The 14,602-nt window shown below is 31.4% G+C and carries 14 protein-coding genes; 9 read left to right on the top strand and 5 right to left on the bottom strand.

Going from position 1 to position 14,602, the window contains the following annotated elements; genetic code table 11:
- Window positions 1-11: 11 nt before the first annotated feature.
- From M3P09_RS03440 to M3P09_RS03470, 7 genes are all read left to right on the top strand, one after another.
- Complete coding sequence (locus M3P09_RS03440; RefSeq protein WP_249972036.1) at window positions 12-1,094, top strand: diphosphomevalonate decarboxylase; 1,083 nt, start codon at window positions 12-14, stop codon at window positions 1,092-1,094.
- 30 nt (window positions 1,095-1,124) lie between these two features.
- Entirely contained in the window at window positions 1,125-2,054 is a 930-nt protein-coding gene (locus M3P09_RS03445; protein WP_249972037.1) for a mevalonate kinase family protein, read from the top strand.
- An 8-nt stretch (window positions 2,055-2,062) separates the two neighbouring features.
- Entirely contained in the window at window positions 2,063-2,965 is a 903-nt protein-coding gene (locus tag M3P09_RS03450; RefSeq protein WP_099564616.1) for a geranylgeranylglycerol-phosphate geranylgeranyltransferase, read from the top strand.
- A complete protein-coding gene (locus M3P09_RS03455) occupies window positions 2,966-3,919 on the top strand; it encodes a carbon-nitrogen hydrolase family protein (RefSeq protein WP_249972038.1) in 954 nt (317 codons plus the stop codon).
- Window positions 3,920-3,986: 67 nt separating this feature from the next.
- Entirely contained in the window at window positions 3,987-4,829 is an 843-nt protein-coding gene (locus M3P09_RS03460; RefSeq protein ID WP_099564614.1) for a pseudouridine synthase, read from the top strand.
- 82 nt (window positions 4,830-4,911) lie between these two features.
- Complete coding sequence (locus M3P09_RS03465; protein WP_249972039.1) at window positions 4,912-5,133, top strand: hypothetical protein; 222 nt, start codon at window positions 4,912-4,914, stop codon at window positions 5,131-5,133.
- A 262-nt stretch (window positions 5,134-5,395) separates the two neighbouring features.
- Entirely contained in the window at window positions 5,396-5,725 is a 330-nt protein-coding gene (locus M3P09_RS03470) for a hypothetical protein (protein ID WP_099564612.1), read from the top strand.
- Here M3P09_RS03470 and M3P09_RS03475 read toward each other — a convergent pair.
- Window positions 5,722-7,092, bottom strand: a complete 1,371-nt coding sequence (locus M3P09_RS03475) for an MptA/MptB family glycosyltransferase (RefSeq protein WP_249972040.1) — start codon at window positions 7,090-7,092, stop codon at window positions 5,722-5,724. The two genes, M3P09_RS03470 and M3P09_RS03475, sit on opposite strands and share 4 nt — an antisense overlap.
- Before the next feature lie 129 nt (window positions 7,093-7,221).
- Here M3P09_RS03475 and M3P09_RS03480 point away from each other — a divergent pair, with 129 nt between their 5' ends.
- Both M3P09_RS03480 and M3P09_RS03485 read left to right on the top strand, forming a co-directional pair.
- The gene (locus M3P09_RS03480) at window positions 7,222-8,844 is read left to right on the top strand and encodes a beta-N-acetylhexosaminidase (protein WP_249972041.1); all 1,623 of its coding nucleotides are present in this window, start codon (window positions 7,222-7,224) and stop codon (window positions 8,842-8,844) included.
- A gap of 87 nt (window positions 8,845-8,931) precedes the next feature.
- Window positions 8,932-10,377, top strand: coding sequence for a sulfatase (locus tag M3P09_RS03485; RefSeq protein WP_249972042.1), 1,446 nt, complete (start codon window positions 8,932-8,934; stop codon window positions 10,375-10,377).
- Here the strand turns inward: M3P09_RS03485 and M3P09_RS03490 are convergent.
- From M3P09_RS03490 to M3P09_RS03505, 4 genes are read right to left on the bottom strand one after another with little or no spacing between them, the layout of a single operon-like run.
- On the bottom strand, window positions 10,374-11,864 hold the full coding sequence (locus M3P09_RS03490) for a cellulose synthase family protein (RefSeq protein ID WP_249972043.1): 1,491 nt from the start codon (window positions 11,862-11,864) through the stop codon (window positions 10,374-10,376). The genes M3P09_RS03485 and M3P09_RS03490 overlap by 4 nt on opposite strands.
- On the bottom strand, window positions 11,861-12,553 hold the full coding sequence (locus tag M3P09_RS03495) for a glycosyltransferase family 2 protein (protein ID WP_099564607.1): 693 nt from the start codon (window positions 12,551-12,553) through the stop codon (window positions 11,861-11,863). Before M3P09_RS03495 ends, M3P09_RS03490 begins: the two co-directional genes overlap by 4 nt.
- Entirely contained in the window at window positions 12,550-13,020 is a 471-nt protein-coding gene (locus M3P09_RS03500) for a toxin-antitoxin system YwqK family antitoxin (protein ID WP_249972044.1), read from the bottom strand. Before M3P09_RS03500 ends, M3P09_RS03495 begins: the two co-directional genes overlap by 4 nt.
- Complete coding sequence (locus tag M3P09_RS03505) at window positions 13,020-14,600, bottom strand: 4Fe-4S binding protein (RefSeq protein WP_249972045.1); 1,581 nt, start codon at window positions 14,598-14,600, stop codon at window positions 13,020-13,022. The genes M3P09_RS03500 and M3P09_RS03505 overlap by 1 nt, the downstream gene beginning before the upstream one ends.
- Between the last annotated feature and the right edge of the window lie 2 nt (window positions 14,601-14,602).

Consider the following 14,602-nt stretch of genomic DNA (forward strand, 5'->3'; position numbering starts at 1 on the left):
AAAATTGATTGATGGTAGAACAAGACTTTATTTTAAAATCATATTCAAAAACACTAGAAAATGGAAGTTATACATGGTCCTCTCCAAGTAATATAGCTTTAGTAAAGTATTGGGGAAAAAAGGAACATCAAATTCCTGAAAACCCATCCATTAGTTTTACGCTAAATAATTGTAAAACAGTTACCACGCTTAGTTTTTCTAAAAAAGAAAACAATGATGATTTTTCTTTTGAAGTATATTTAGATGGAGAAAATAAAGACGATTTTAAACCAAAAATTGAAACTTTTTTTAAACGTATTGAAGTTTATTTACCATTTTTAAAAGACTACCATTTTAAAATAGAAACCTCAAATACATTCCCGCATAGTTCTGGTATTGCCTCATCAGCATCAGGAATGAGTGCTTTAGCTTCTTGTTTAATGAGTGTTGAACGGTCATTGAGCGGAGTCAAAGTGACAGATGAATATTTTATTCAAAAAGCATCCTTTTTAGCACGATTAGGTTCTGGAAGTGCTAGTAGAAGTCTTGAAGGTGATTTAGTAGTTTGGGGTAAACATCAAGATATTGCTGAAAGTTCAGACCTTTTTGGAGTAAAATACTCTTTTGAAGTTCATCAAAACTTTAAAAACTATCAAGACACTATTTTATTAGTAGATAAAGGCGAAAAGCAAGTGAGTAGTACGATAGGACATAACTTAATGCATAATCACCCATTTGCCGAAGAACGATTTAAGCAAGCGCATAAAAACCTTTCTAGCCTTATAGGTGTATTAAAAAATGGAGATTTAAAGGCTTTTATTGATATTGTTGAAAGCGAAGCCCTAACGTTGCATGCAATGATGATGACTAGCATGCCGTATTTTATTTTGATGAAACCTAATACTTTGGAAATTATCAATAAAATATGGGCGTTTAGAGAAAAAACTAATTCTAATGTTTGTTTTACTTTAGATGCAGGAGCTAATGTCCATGTATTATTCCCAGAAGCTGAATCGGAATTAGTTAACGAATTCATTAAAAATGAATTAGTTGCATATTGCCAAAATGGTCACTATATTAGTGATAGAATTGGATTTGGGGCGAAACTGTTGTAATTTTGCAAAACCGAATCAAAAAATTGCTAAATGAAAGGACCTCTTTTTTACTCAAAAATATTACTCTTTGGGGAGTATGGAATCATTAAAGATTCTAAAGGACTGTCTATTCCATATAATTTTTATAATGGCGCGTTAAAGATGGACGAAAACCCATCTGAAGAAGCTATAGAATCTAATAGAAGTTTAAAGAATTTTGTTAGTTATTTAAGTAACATTGATGCAGAATTAGTAACCTTTGATATCGATACACTTCAGAAGCATGTAGATAAAGGGATGTATTTTGATTCGTCAATCCCACAAGGTTATGGTGTAGGTAGTAGTGGTGCATTAGTAGCTGCGATTTACGACAAATACGCTCAAGATAAAATTACAGTTTTAGAGAATTTAACAAGAGAAAAATTACTTAAGCTAAAATCTGTTTTTTCTGAAATGGAGTCCTTTTTCCATGGAAAATCTTCAGGGTTAGACCCTTTAAATAGCTATTTAAGTATTCCAATTCTTATTAACTCTAAAGATAACATTGAGGCTACTGGAATTCCTTCCCAAAAAAGTGAAGGTAAAGGTGCTGTGTTTTTATTAGATTCAGGAATAATTGGAGAGACTGCTCCTATGGTTCATATTTTTATGGAGAATATGAAACAAGAAGGTTTTAGAAAAATGCTTAAAGATCAGTTTATTAAGCATACTGATGCTTGTGTTGATGATTTTCTTAAAGGGGATATTAAATCATTATTTAGTAATACTAAGCAATTATCAAAAGTAGTTTTAAATCACTTTAAACCTATGATACCAAAGCAGTTTCATGAACTTTGGAAAAAGGGTATAGAAACAAATGAATACTATTTGAAACTTTGTGGTTCTGGCGGAGGTGGATATATTTTAGGTTTTACCGAAAATATTGATGTTGCTCAAAAAACGCTTAAAGATTATAAATTAGAGGTAGTTTACAACTTCTAACTTACATTATGCTTTCTCGAAAACAAAAACATGTATTGCTAAAATTCTTTAGCATGTTTTCTGTGGTTCGTGGTTACAATATTTTGGTAATTATTATTGCTCAATATTTAGCAGCCATATATATTCTTGCACACGATAAGCCTCTTAAAGGTATTCTTTTTGATATTAACCTGTTTATGCTTGTTTTAGCATCAGCTGCTACTATTGCAGGAGGCTATATTATCAATAATTTTTACGATTCAGAAAAGGATTTAATTAATCGTCCGCAAAAATCAAAATTAGATAGGTTGGTAAGCCAAAACACAAAATTGTCATTCTATTTTGTATTGAATTTTATTGCGGTTATTATGGCAAGTTACGTGTCGTTTAAACCTGTTATATTCTTTTCAGTTTACATATTTGGTATTTGGTTTTATTCACATAAATTAAAAAAACTCCCATTTATAGGTAATTTAACATCAGCTGTTTTAACCATTACACCTTTTTTTGCCATTTTTATGTATTATAAAAATTTTGAAACAGTCATTTTTGTACATGCTCTGTTTCTGTTTTTAATTGTGTCTATGCGTGAGCTCACCAAAGACTTAGAAAATATAAAAGGTGATTTACTTTTAAATTATAAAACAATACCAATTGCTTATGGCGAAAAAGTATCAAAAGTAATGCTAACTATACTGGCTGTACTAACCTTAGTTCCTATATATTTATTGGTGTACCATTTTGAAATTGGTTATATGTACATCTATTTTTATTTATGTATTGTATTGCTTTTTGGGTTTTTATTGTTACTATGGATATCAAAAACAAAAACACATTATTTAATACTACATAATATTTTAAAATTCATCATTTTAGCTGGTGTTTTTAGTATTGTTTTAATTAATGTTGATTTAGTATTAAACAGAATTTAAATGAAGAAAGACATGCTTAAAGTAGCTTTAGCTCAAATTTCACCAGTTTGGTTGAATAAATTAGAGACATTAAAAAAAGTTGAAAATTCAATTATTGAAGCCTCTAAAAGTGACGTGGAGCTTATTGTTTTTGGAGAAGGTTTAGTTCCTGGTTATCCTTATTGGTTAGCATTAACTGGAGGAGCAGAATGGAATAAAAAAGTAAATAAAGAATTGCACGCTCATTACGTATCTAATTCTATTACAATTGAAAAAGGCGATTTAGATGTGGTTTCTCAATTAGCAAGGCAACATAAAATAGCAGTTTATTTAGGTGTAATTGAGAGGCCTTTAGATAGAGGAGGGCACAGTATTTATGCTTCATTAGTGTATATAAATCAAGAAGGAAGTATTGAATCTGTGCATAGAAAATTACAACCCACTTACGATGAACGCTTAACATGGTCACCTGGTGATGGTAATGGGTTGCAAGTACATTCGCTTAAAGAATTTAAGGTAGGAGGACTTAACTGTTGGGAAAATTGGATGCCTTTACCACGAGCAGCTTTGTATGGCTTAGGAGAAAATTTGCATATTGCCGTATGGCCGGGGAGTGACCATAATACCAAAGATATAACACGATTTATTGCAAGAGAATCGCGATCTTTTGTTATTTCGGTTTCTAGCTTAATGAACAAAAATGATTTTCCTGAAGATACACCACACTTAAATAAGATTCTAGAAAATGCTCCAAATATTTTGGCTAATGGAGGTAGTTGTATTGCAGGACCTGACGGCGAATGGGTTATAGAACCTGTTTTAAATAAAGAAGGTTTGATAATTGAAACTATTGATTTTAATAGGGTGCTGCAAGAGCGCCAAAATTTTGACCCAGTTGGTCATTACTCGCGTCCAGATGTAACTAAGTTATCTGTGAATAGAGAACGACAATCTACGGTTAAGTTTAACGATTAAAAACAATTCTTCATTCTTAAATCGTCAATAGTAATTTTAGCTATATCTTTGCAGCAAAATTAAAGTAATGAGTAAACAACAAGGTGGACAAAGAAAAGGAAAAACTCAAGTAGAAGGTTCTAAAAAGAACTTTAAAAAGAGTTATGCTAAAGGTAATGCAACTTTTAAAAGAACTGACCCTAAACCTAAAAAGCCATCTAACCCGAATGAGATTCGTTTAAACAAATATGTTGCTAATTCTGGTATGTGTTCACGTCGTGAAGCGGATGTGCATATAGCTACAGGATTGGTTTCTGTAAACGGAAAGGTAATTACAGAAATGGGTTACAAAGTAAAAATTGGAGATGAAGTTCGCTATGATGGAGCTCGAATTAATCCAGAAAAGAAAGCTTACGTTTTACTTAATAAGCCTAAAGGGTTTGCTACTACAACTAGCGAAGGAAAAGGACGTACTGTAATGGATTTGGTGGCAAATGCTACAGCCTCACGTATTAAACCTATTGGGCGTTTGGGGAGAAACTCAAAAGGCTTGTTGTTATTTACAAATGATGATGTTATAGTCGATAAATTTACTAATTCTAAAAATGGCGTTGCACGTTTGTTTCATATTGAATTAAATAAAAATTTAAGACTTGAAGATTTAAAAAAAGTTCAAGAAGGTTTTAAAGTTCAAGGGAAACTGATTGCTGTTGAGGAGATTAGCTATATTGATGGTGCTTCGAAAAAAGAAATAGGTTTAAAAATCAAAAATACGGGCAATACCATTATCCGTACTATTTTTGATTATTTAAAGTATGAGATAGAAAGTTTAGATTGTGTGGCTATTGGGCATTTGACTAAAAAAGATATTCCACGTGGTAGTTGGAAGCATTTAACCGAGCAAGAGTTAAATATGCTTAAAATGCTTTAACTTTATTTAATATTTAGAAAACTTTCTGTTAAAATATATGCGTTTCATTTGCTTGTCTAAATAAGTGATTACACATATTATTATGAAAACGGCAGTTTTTAAAAACAATTTTTATTCATTTCTATTTGAAGATGGTTTACTAATAGATTTTGAAGAAATTCATCCCAAGGCATTATACAAATACAATTTAAAAGAAGATGATTCCTTTATAGATAAATCATTTAAACTAACATTTTCTGAAGTATTAGATAGTAAAGAAAATGATGTTTTTATTTACAGAATAGATAGTCTTAAATTGATTTAGATTTTTTAAAAAATCCTTTTTTTAAGTAAATTGAAAACAATTCTATATCTTGTATCAACACATGAAACCTTAACAAAGTATGTTGTTTATCGATGTTTGTCTTAATGACGTGTTAATGTTTATATGTTTAAAAACCAATTGGTTTTTATGTGCGTATATCTAAATAATTAAGGATAACATTTTGCGCAAAAGTTATTAAAAATTGAATAGGAGTGAACTCCTATTACCCAAATCATTTATAAACATTAAAATACTTTTAATTATGAGAAATTATCTTTTAGTGCTAGTAAGCATTTTTACATTAAGCTTTACTACAGCCACTAATGCACAAGATGAAATAGCTACCAATGCTACTTTCAATGGATTTGATGGTGAAACTTACTCTTTTACTACAATAGCTAATGGAAATGAAGATGCCAAAACAATAGAGTTTAGCGATATAAGCGCTGAAATTTTAGAACAATTTGATTTAAAGTCAGATACCTTTAATGGTGAAATTTTTTCAATAACATACGCAGTTACGGCAAAAACCAAAGCAGGTGATGGTGCTGAGGTTTATGTTTTAAAAACTATTAGGCGAGTAGCCTATTAAATTTTTTCTAAAGGAGGTTTTTTAACCTCCTTTTTTTTATTTAAAAAAACTTCCCATACGAATACACTATAAACAATTAAGTATTCTAAAGCAATAACCCATAGATTTTCAGACTTATCGGCTTTATCAACATTTATATAAGCCAAATAGCTAAGTATAATTGCTATACTCCATACTAACGGGAATTTATATTTAGTAAATACTGATAATATTAGAAGAGTAGCAATGTACCATGGATGTACAGTTGTGGTTGTGAAATAGTAAAAAGATAAAACCAATAGCATTGCTGTTATTAATTGAATCGTTGTTTTGTTTTTTCTAAAAAAAGTAATTATTAAAACAAAAAAGATGACTACTATTGGCGTCATTTTTCCAATAATTGCAATTTCATTATAGCCTCTAAATGAGTAACCAATTTCTCTAGCTATATAATAAATACTTGCATTAAATTCGAAATTTTGAAACCATAAAGCAACTGTTTCAGTATAGTTATTTATAAATTCAGAAGCGTAAAATGGAGCAAAAAGTAATAAGGTTATAGAGCCTAAGATTAAGTAAAACCCGATGCTTTTTTTCCAATCAAGCTTTTGAAATAATAAAGGTAAAAATATCAGTGGAATTAATTTAACAGAAACTGATAAAGCCAAAACAATAGCAGCAAATTGCCATTTGCCAATATGCAATAAGTATAAACTCCAAACTAAAAAGAAAATCATAACACCTTCAAAATGAAGATTTCCAGTCAATTCAATGATTATAAATGGGTTTAAAATATACCAAAAGATATTATATGCAGGAATTTTTAGCTTTGTGAGCAATTTTTTACCAAAGTATAACGTCCCAAAATCTGCAATAATAATCAAGAGACGCATTATAACTACTGATCCTAAAATACTTTTTCCTGTAAACAACCCAGCAATAACAAAACAAAGTTGATTAATAGGAGGGTAGTTAGTAAAATGGCTAGCATTTAAAGTGCCCATGCCATTGTATAATTCTTGTGCTTGAGCCACAGGAAACTCACCTTTACTAATAAAAGAATCTACTGTAAATAAATAAGGGTTAAAACCTTCTAAAAGCATTCTGCCATCCCAAATAAAACGATAAAAATCTTGAGATAGATTTGGTATAGCTAAAATAAATATGGCTCTAAGTCCAAATGCTAACCAAGTTAAAAGTTTAATGTTTGTTTTTAAAAATTGTACCAATTTGTAAAACAAAAACCATAAAGCACCATATAGCATAACCAGTTTTATATAATCTGTACGAATCAAATCATAAGCAAAAGAAATGTATAGTAGTAAGCTTACTAACGCTAAAAGTAGTGGTGTTTTGTTTAATTTAAAAAAGACAGGGTTTAAAAGCATACAGTAAATATAATATTAATTGTTTGTCGGTTTTTATATAGATACACTTACTTGATTTTATGAGAGAAATTAGATAACTTCGTTAGCTTGTTTATGTAATGTATAATATAGTTAGTTTCAATTTAAATTATGGTAAGATCAAGAGCAATTAAAACCTTAGTAACTTTATTTTTTGTAATTATTTTTATGGCTTGTTCAAAGCAAAAAAAGGAGCGGGTAATTAACTTTCCGAAAACTGATTTATCTTTAGAAAACTTTATCCCAAAACCTTTACAAGTAATTCCATCTAATAACGGGTTTGCACTTGATAAATATACCGCCATATATACTTCTAAAAATGTAGAAGGTTTTGATGAGGTTGGTAAGTTTTTAGCAAAAAAGATTAAAGCAAAAACAAATTTAGATGTGCAGGTAAATGTAAATGATCTACCAAGTATTGAAACCGTTATTTATATTAATCAATCTGATAGTATTAATGTTGGAGGTAAAGAAGGGTATCAATTGCACATTACTCAAGACTCAATAATTCTAAATTCAAATACAGCAGCAGGTAGTTTTAGGGGCATTCAAACTTTAAGACAGATTATTCCTGAAACAAGTAATGATACGCTGGTAGCTGGAACTAAAATATGGACTATCCCAACAGGGAAAATTATTGATAACCCTCAGTTTGAATATAGAGGAAGCATGTTGGATGTGGCACGCCATTTTTTTAGTGTAGAAGATGTAAAAAAGTATATTGATATTTTGGCATACTATAAGTACAATGTATTGCATTTGCACCTTTCAGATGATCAAGGTTGGCGTCTTGAAATTAAATCATGGCCTAAACTAACTGAAATAGGAGGAAGTACAGAAGTAGGTGGAGAATCAGGAGGATTTTATACTCAAGAAGATTATACTGAAATTATTGATTATGCAGCAAAGCATCATATTACAGTTATACCAGAAATTGATATGCCTGGGCACACTAATGCAGCTTCAGTTTCTTACCCGATTTTAAACGGAAATGGAAGAAAACTAGAATTGTATCAAGGCACAGAGGTTGGCTTTAGTACGTTTAATACGCGTAAAGACACTGTTTATACTTTTATTGATGATGTAATTCGTGAAATAGCAGCGCTTACTCCTGGACCGTATATTCATATTGGTGGAGACGAGAGTCATGTAACTAAAAAGCCAGACTATATATATTTTGTAAATAAAGTTGAGAAGATTGTTCAAAAATACAACAAACGTATGATTGGATGGGATGAGGTTGCAACTGCAGATATAGATTCAACCTCAATCGCTCAATTTTGGGCTAGCAAAAAAAACGCTCAAGCTGCTGTAGATAAGGGAATGAAGATAATTATGTCGCCTGCTAAGAAAGCGTATTTAGATATGAAATATGATACACTTTCCAAACACGGTTTACATTGGGCAGCTTATATTCCTGTAGATACTGCATATATATGGACACCAGAATCTTATGAAGGCATACCAATAAAAAATATTTTGGGGTTAGAAGCACCACTTTGGTCTGAAACTATTAGTAACATTGAAGAACTCGAATATTTGGCTTTTCCAAGAGCTATTGGTTACTCTGAGCTTAGTTGGACGACTCAAGAGAATCGAGATTGGGAAAATTACAAAGTGCGATTAGCAAATCAAACACCATTTTTAGACCGTATGAATGTTAAGTACTACCCATCTAAACTTATTGATTGGAAGAAAAACAAAAATAAATACAAAAAAATCGACAAGGATTGATAAGCTAATTCGATAGAAATTAAGTCTTTTTGGGTTAGTTTAGTTTCTATGCTGTAAATACTTCTATAAATTAAAAGTATTAATATAATGAAGAGAAGTAAATCATTATTGATTATTTGTTTGGTTATACCAATCCTATTAATATCAAGTTGTAAAAAAGCATTAGTTGAAAAAAAACCAAACATACTTTTAATTTGTGTTGATGATCTTCGTCCAGAGTTAAAGAGCTTTGGTGCAGAATATATAATATCCCCAAACATTGATAAGCTTGCAGACAAAGGAGTTTCCTTTCAAAGACATTATGTTAATTCGCCAAGTTGTGGACCATCGCGTTATACATTATTAACTGGTAAATATGGAGCTTCGGGTAACAATGCTCTTTTTTTACGCTCAAGAAAAATATTAAAAGGAGAACAGGTTGACCCAAGTATGCCAGAATGGTTTAAAAATCAAGGATATACAACAATATCAGTTGGAAAAGTATCTCATCACCCAGGAGGAAGAGGGGGAGTGAATTGGAATGATAGTACTATTATTGAAATACCTAATGGCTGGGATAAGCATATTATGCCAGTTGCAGAATGGGAGCATCCACGGGGAATGATGCACGGGTTAGCACATGGAGAAATTCGCGTAAAGTCTAGTGAAATGGATGTTTTTCAATCCGTAGATGGTGATGATAATATCTACCCTGATGGTGCCATTACTGAAGAGGCATTAAAGCAATTAAAAAGGCTTACAACTTATGATGAAAAACCATTTTTTCTTGCAGTAGGCTTTATTAAACCACATTTACCCTTTGGAGCACCCAAAGCTTATTTGGACAAATATGAAGATGCTGAATTTCCTGATATAAAGCATTCTAATAAACCAATAGGAAAGACTACATGGCATAATTCAGGAGAATTTAAGCAATATAATAGATGGGGGAAAGACCCAAATAATGATGGCCTATTTGCTGATGAGGTTAGACGGCATTATGCAGCTTGTGTTAGTTACGCCGATGCCCAAGTTGGAAAAGTTCTTGAAGAATTAAAACGAACTGGAGCAGATAAAAATACTATAGTTATTCTTTGGGGCGACCATGGATGGCATTTAGGTGAGCATGCTATATGGGGTAAGCATAGCTTGTTTGAGGAGTCGTTGCATGCTCCTTTGATAATTCATGATCCTAGAATTAAAAAGAAAGGTTTTAAAACCAATGCTATTGTAGAAACCCTTGATGTTTTTCCAACTTTATGTGAGCTAACCGGATTAGACATACCTAATTTCACCCAAGGTGTTTCGTTAAAAAAAGTTTTAGAAGAGAAAGATTCAGTTGGTCATATTGCCTTAGCATATAACAATTATGCAGCCACTTTAAGAACCTCAACACATAGATTGGTGCTTCATAAAGACGGCTTTGTGGAATTATATGATCATTCTACGAATGAAAAAGAAACTAACAATATAGCTTATGATTATCCAGAATTAGTTGAAAAATTAAAACAAGAGCTACAGATTAAATTAGATAAAAAAACCAAGGAGATTTAAACTTTAGAAGTTAGCGATTTAATAAAAACATAACCAAAGCCTAAAAATAGCATGAGGTGAAAAGGGAACAATCCAAAATCACCACCTTGGTCGCCTACTACAAATGCGCTATACATACCAAAGGCGAAATAAAGCATTAAAAGACCTTCAAAAATAACGTGTATAGAAACTGTTTTTTTTAGGTATTTATTCTTTTTCCAACCATCTTTTATAGTACTAATATTAAATTTAGGTGTACGTACAAATTCGCTTTTCTTCCCCAGATGGCCTTCTAAAACAGCAATGGAATTGTGCAATGAAAAACCCATGGCTATTGAGAAAAACACAAAAAACATCCCTATATAATTCATAAAATTTTTAATACCACCACCATACATTTTTCTGTACATGATCCAATAGCATATAAAAAATATTAAGGTGCTTATTACAAAAAAGCTCATGACATAAAAATAGAGTTTTAAATGAGCATACTCGTTTTTAATGTACAACATTGGGATACTTAATACAGCAACAATAAGGATGTTTAAAAACATAGTGCTATTTAATAAATGAAGTAAACCATGAACTTTTGTTTTAGATGAAATGTTTTTATTTTTTAATACTTTCCACATCATCTTTCTAAAGTTTTCTGCGCCACCTTTATTCCATCTAAATTGTTGCGAACGTGCTGCACTTATAACTATAGGAAGTTCTGCTGGAGTTTCAACATCTTCAAGATACTTAAATTTCCAGTTTTTTAATTGTGCACGGTAACTTAAATCTAAATCTTCAGTTAGAGTGTCTCCTTCCCAGTTCCCAGCATCAATAATACAGGTCTTTCTCCAAACCCCTGCAGTTCCGTTAAAGTTGATAAAATGACCTTTACTATTTCTACCTACTTGTTCAAGCGTAAAATGCGCATCTAAAGCAAATGCTTGAATTTTAGTTAACACTGAATAGTTACGATTGATGTGACCCCAACGTGTTTGTACAACACCTATGTTTTCGTCTTTAAAATATGGGACGGTACGTTTTAGCCAATCTTTTTTTGGTAAAAAATCTGAATCGAAAATGGCAATAAATTCCCCCTTTGCAGTTTTTAAACCTTCTTTAAGTGCTCCAGCTTTAAACCCTTTTCTATCAGTTCTAGTAATATGTTGTATGTCTAAACCTTTGGTTTGAAGCCTATTGATATGCCTCTTAGTCGTTTCAACTGTTTCATCAGTTGAGTCATCTAAAACTTGAATTTCTAATTTGCTTTTTGGATAATCTATTTTAGCAATATTATCAAGCAAACGCTCCATAACATACATTTCATTGTAAACAGGTAATTGTATAGTTACAAAAGGGATTTCGTCTGGATTTGATAAATCGTAAGACTCACAAGAAGCGTTGTTTTTTTTAGAAGATAAATAATTGAATAGTAAGTTTAATTGCGCCAACGCATACATAAATATAAGTAATAGCGCTATAGTGTATACTACTATGATTATTGTGTCTAGAATCATTTTTTAATACTGTATTTAAAAATCCAACCTAAAATTTTTAAGCCTGCAAATATAGCACCTTTTACCGTACCAGATACTTTTGAGACACCAATTCTGTTTCTGTAATTTACTGGTATTTCGATATATGTAAGTTTTTGTTTTAATGCTTTTAGTTGCATTTCTACCGTCCAACCATAGGTTTTGTCTTCCATGTTTAAAGCCAAAAGCTTATTATATTTAATAGCTCTAAACGGGCCAAGATCAGTGAATTTCGCTCTAAAAAATAAAGTCATTAAAGTAGTTGCTAGCCAATTTCCAAAAATTTGAGGAAACGTCATAGAACCTTGTTCTCTAAGTCGCTTAACTCGAGCTCCTATTACAAAATCTATATTATCTTTAATAATTGGATTTACAATTTTGGTTAATTCTTCAGGATAATCACTATAATCCCCATCTAAAAATACAATAATGTCTGGTTTCTCATTTTGATTTGCAATGTAATCCATCCCTTTTAAACAAGCATATCCATAACCTTTTCTTGTTTCTAATAATACTGTAGCTCCCGCTTTTTTTGCATTCATTTCGGTATCATCAGATGAGTTGTTACTAACTACAATAACTTCATCAACTATATTTGGAATATCATTAATTACATGCGTAATGGAGTCTGCTTCATTATAAGCAGGGATTATGACTTTTATATGTGTCATTGTAGGTCTAATAAATTATTTTCTTTTTTGAATGTTTTTAAATCTGTCCATTCTTTAATTTTTTTTCCTGCTTTAAATTTAGCTGCTGAAATAAGTTTTTCATTTTTGTACATTAAACAATAACCATTTTTCTGGTTGTGTTTAAGTTGGCATTTGTGATTAACTTTTTCCATATCATCATAGAATAACCACCAATTTGACTTTTCACCTTTTTTAAAATGCCCTTCACTTTTTTTAGTACCATTTGCGGAGTAAAAATACCAATATTTTATAGGTTTATTTGTTGAATAATGCCCTTCTTTTTTGATAAGCCCATTTTTGTAATAGAATTTCCAGTAACCTGTTTTTTGATTATTTTTTATCCAACCTTCGGATTTTAGATTACCATTATCAAAATAACTTTTTTGATAACTTTTTTGACCATAGGAAAGCGAGGAAAACAATAAGAATACAATTAAATAGCGCATTATTTTTGATTTACCAAATCCATTAAGTTAACATCATTACCCAATAAAACATCAGTAGGATTAATACGTCCTTTTCCTGGTCCGTTTTCTAATTTTAAAACACCTCTTGGGCAAACTGCAGAACAAATACCGCACCCTACACAACTTGCTCTTACTATGTTTTCGCCTTTTTGAGCATAGGCTCTCACGTCGATTCCTTGTTCACAATAGGTAGAGCAATTTCCACAAGAAATACATTGTCCGCCATTAGTTGTAATTCTAAATCGTGATTTAAAGCGTTGGACAAGCCCCATGTAAGCAGCTAAAGGACAGCCAAAACGACACCATACCCGATTTCCGAAAATAGGATAGAACCCTGTACCAATAACACCTGCGAATATCGAACCAATTAAAAAGCCATAAATATCTTGAATTGTCTGTGTTTTAATCCCTAATACTGCATCTGCTCCAGAAAAATAAGCATACAAGGTAAACCCAGTCATGACTAATGCAAAAACTAAAACACCATGAACTAGCCAGCGTTCTAGTTTCCATGCTTTAACAGATTTGTCTGATAACTGTCTATAAGGATCTCCTAAGGTTTCAGCTAAACCGCCACAACCACAAACCCAAGAACAGTACCACCGTTTTCCAAAGAAATATACCATTAGTGGTACAATAACTAAAGTTAGGATAATTCCCCAAATAAGAATGAATAGTCCAAAACCGCCACTTGCAATAAGTTCGTCTAAATTCCATTTAAAAAAGAAATCGTAATCTAAAGGAAATGCATTTTTAAAATCATACCATGGTTTTTCAAAACGCACTAAAATTTCTGGAATTAAAAAAGCAAAGACAATTTGAAAGAATAGAACTGAAGTTGTTCGTAATACTTGATATTTGTTATGGCGATATTTTATATACATTCGAATGGCCATAACTGTCATTACAGTACAATATAAAAAGCCATACAAAAACCATTGGCTTGCTGGGTTCCCACTTAAACTTTTGCTAATTGGGTCTACAAGGTAAACCCAATTTACAATATAATCTGGCCTAAAATACAGTAAAATATAAAAGCCAACTAGAAAGATAAAAGCAAACCAGCCAATCCATCCTCTATTAGTTGATGCACTATGAAATATGCCATTATTTTTTATTCCTGCTGGTCCTAAAGTTATCACGTTAGGAATAATAAACATAAGTGACCCTATAATACCTAAACCGAATGTTAGCCACCAGAATAGTCCTTTGTTTTCTTTTATTGGACTAACTCCAGCACTTTTAGCTATTTCGTAAGCAAAACTATGAGGCTTGCTCCAAATTACTTTATCCCATTCGTTATTTTGCTTATGCATTTCATTTGCTGTTTCTAAAGCAGATGTGATTTTTGAAGAAAATGTAAATGGGTTAGAAAATCCTTTATCAACAACATTAGATTTTAAATCATTGATAAAGAGTTCGCTTTTAATACCTCTGTTAGATATTGTTTCATCTAACAATTGTGGAGTAATTTCATATTTACCAATAAATATGAGCGAAATAAATATAGCAAGACCTGTTAAAAATAAACCAAGCCCTATTTTTTGAATGTTTTTCATGA

It is taken from the genome of Jejuia spongiicola, from assembly GCF_023502325.1.
GTDB classification, from domain to species: Bacteria; Bacteroidota; Bacteroidia; order Flavobacteriales; family Flavobacteriaceae; genus Wocania_A; species Wocania_A spongiicola.

What these genes read in the sequence shown, in the direction of transcription:
- M3P09_RS03480 (WP_249972041.1), top strand. Translation starts at nt 7,222, where the DNA reads ATGGTAAGATCAAGAGCAATTAAAACCTTAGTAACTTTATTTTTTGTA.
- M3P09_RS03465 (WP_249972039.1), top strand. Translation starts at nt 4,912, where the DNA reads ATGAAAACGGCAGTTTTTAAAAACAATTTTTATTCATTTCTATTTGAA.
- M3P09_RS03440 (WP_249972036.1), top strand. Translation starts at nt 12, where the DNA reads ATGGTAGAACAAGACTTTATTTTAAAATCATATTCAAAAACACTAGAA.
- M3P09_RS03495 (WP_099564607.1), bottom strand. Translation starts at nt 12,553, where the DNA reads ATGACACATATAAAAGTCATAATCCCTGCTTATAATGAAGCAGACTCC.
- M3P09_RS03455 (WP_249972038.1), top strand. Translation starts at nt 2,966, where the DNA reads ATGAAGAAAGACATGCTTAAAGTAGCTTTAGCTCAAATTTCACCAGTT.
- M3P09_RS03490 (WP_249972043.1), bottom strand. Translation starts at nt 11,864, where the DNA reads ATGATTCTAGACACAATAATCATAGTAGTATACACTATAGCGCTATTA.
- M3P09_RS03475 (WP_249972040.1), bottom strand. Translation starts at nt 7,092, where the DNA reads ATGCTTTTAAACCCTGTCTTTTTTAAATTAAACAAAACACCACTACTT.
- M3P09_RS03450 (WP_099564616.1), top strand. Translation starts at nt 2,063, where the DNA reads ATGCTTTCTCGAAAACAAAAACATGTATTGCTAAAATTCTTTAGCATG.
- M3P09_RS03500 (WP_249972044.1), bottom strand. Translation starts at nt 13,020, where the DNA reads ATGCGCTATTTAATTGTATTCTTATTGTTTTCCTCGCTTTCCTATGGT.
- M3P09_RS03485 (WP_249972042.1), top strand. Translation starts at nt 8,932, where the DNA reads ATGAAGAGAAGTAAATCATTATTGATTATTTGTTTGGTTATACCAATC.
- M3P09_RS03445 (WP_249972037.1), top strand. Translation starts at nt 1,125, where the DNA reads ATGAAAGGACCTCTTTTTTACTCAAAAATATTACTCTTTGGGGAGTAT.
- M3P09_RS03505 (WP_249972045.1), bottom strand. Translation starts at nt 14,600, where the DNA reads ATGAAAAACATTCAAAAAATAGGGCTTGGTTTATTTTTAACAGGTCTT.
- M3P09_RS03460 (WP_099564614.1), top strand. Translation starts at nt 3,987, where the DNA reads ATGAGTAAACAACAAGGTGGACAAAGAAAAGGAAAAACTCAAGTAGAA.
- M3P09_RS03470 (WP_099564612.1), top strand. Translation starts at nt 5,396, where the DNA reads ATGAGAAATTATCTTTTAGTGCTAGTAAGCATTTTTACATTAAGCTTT.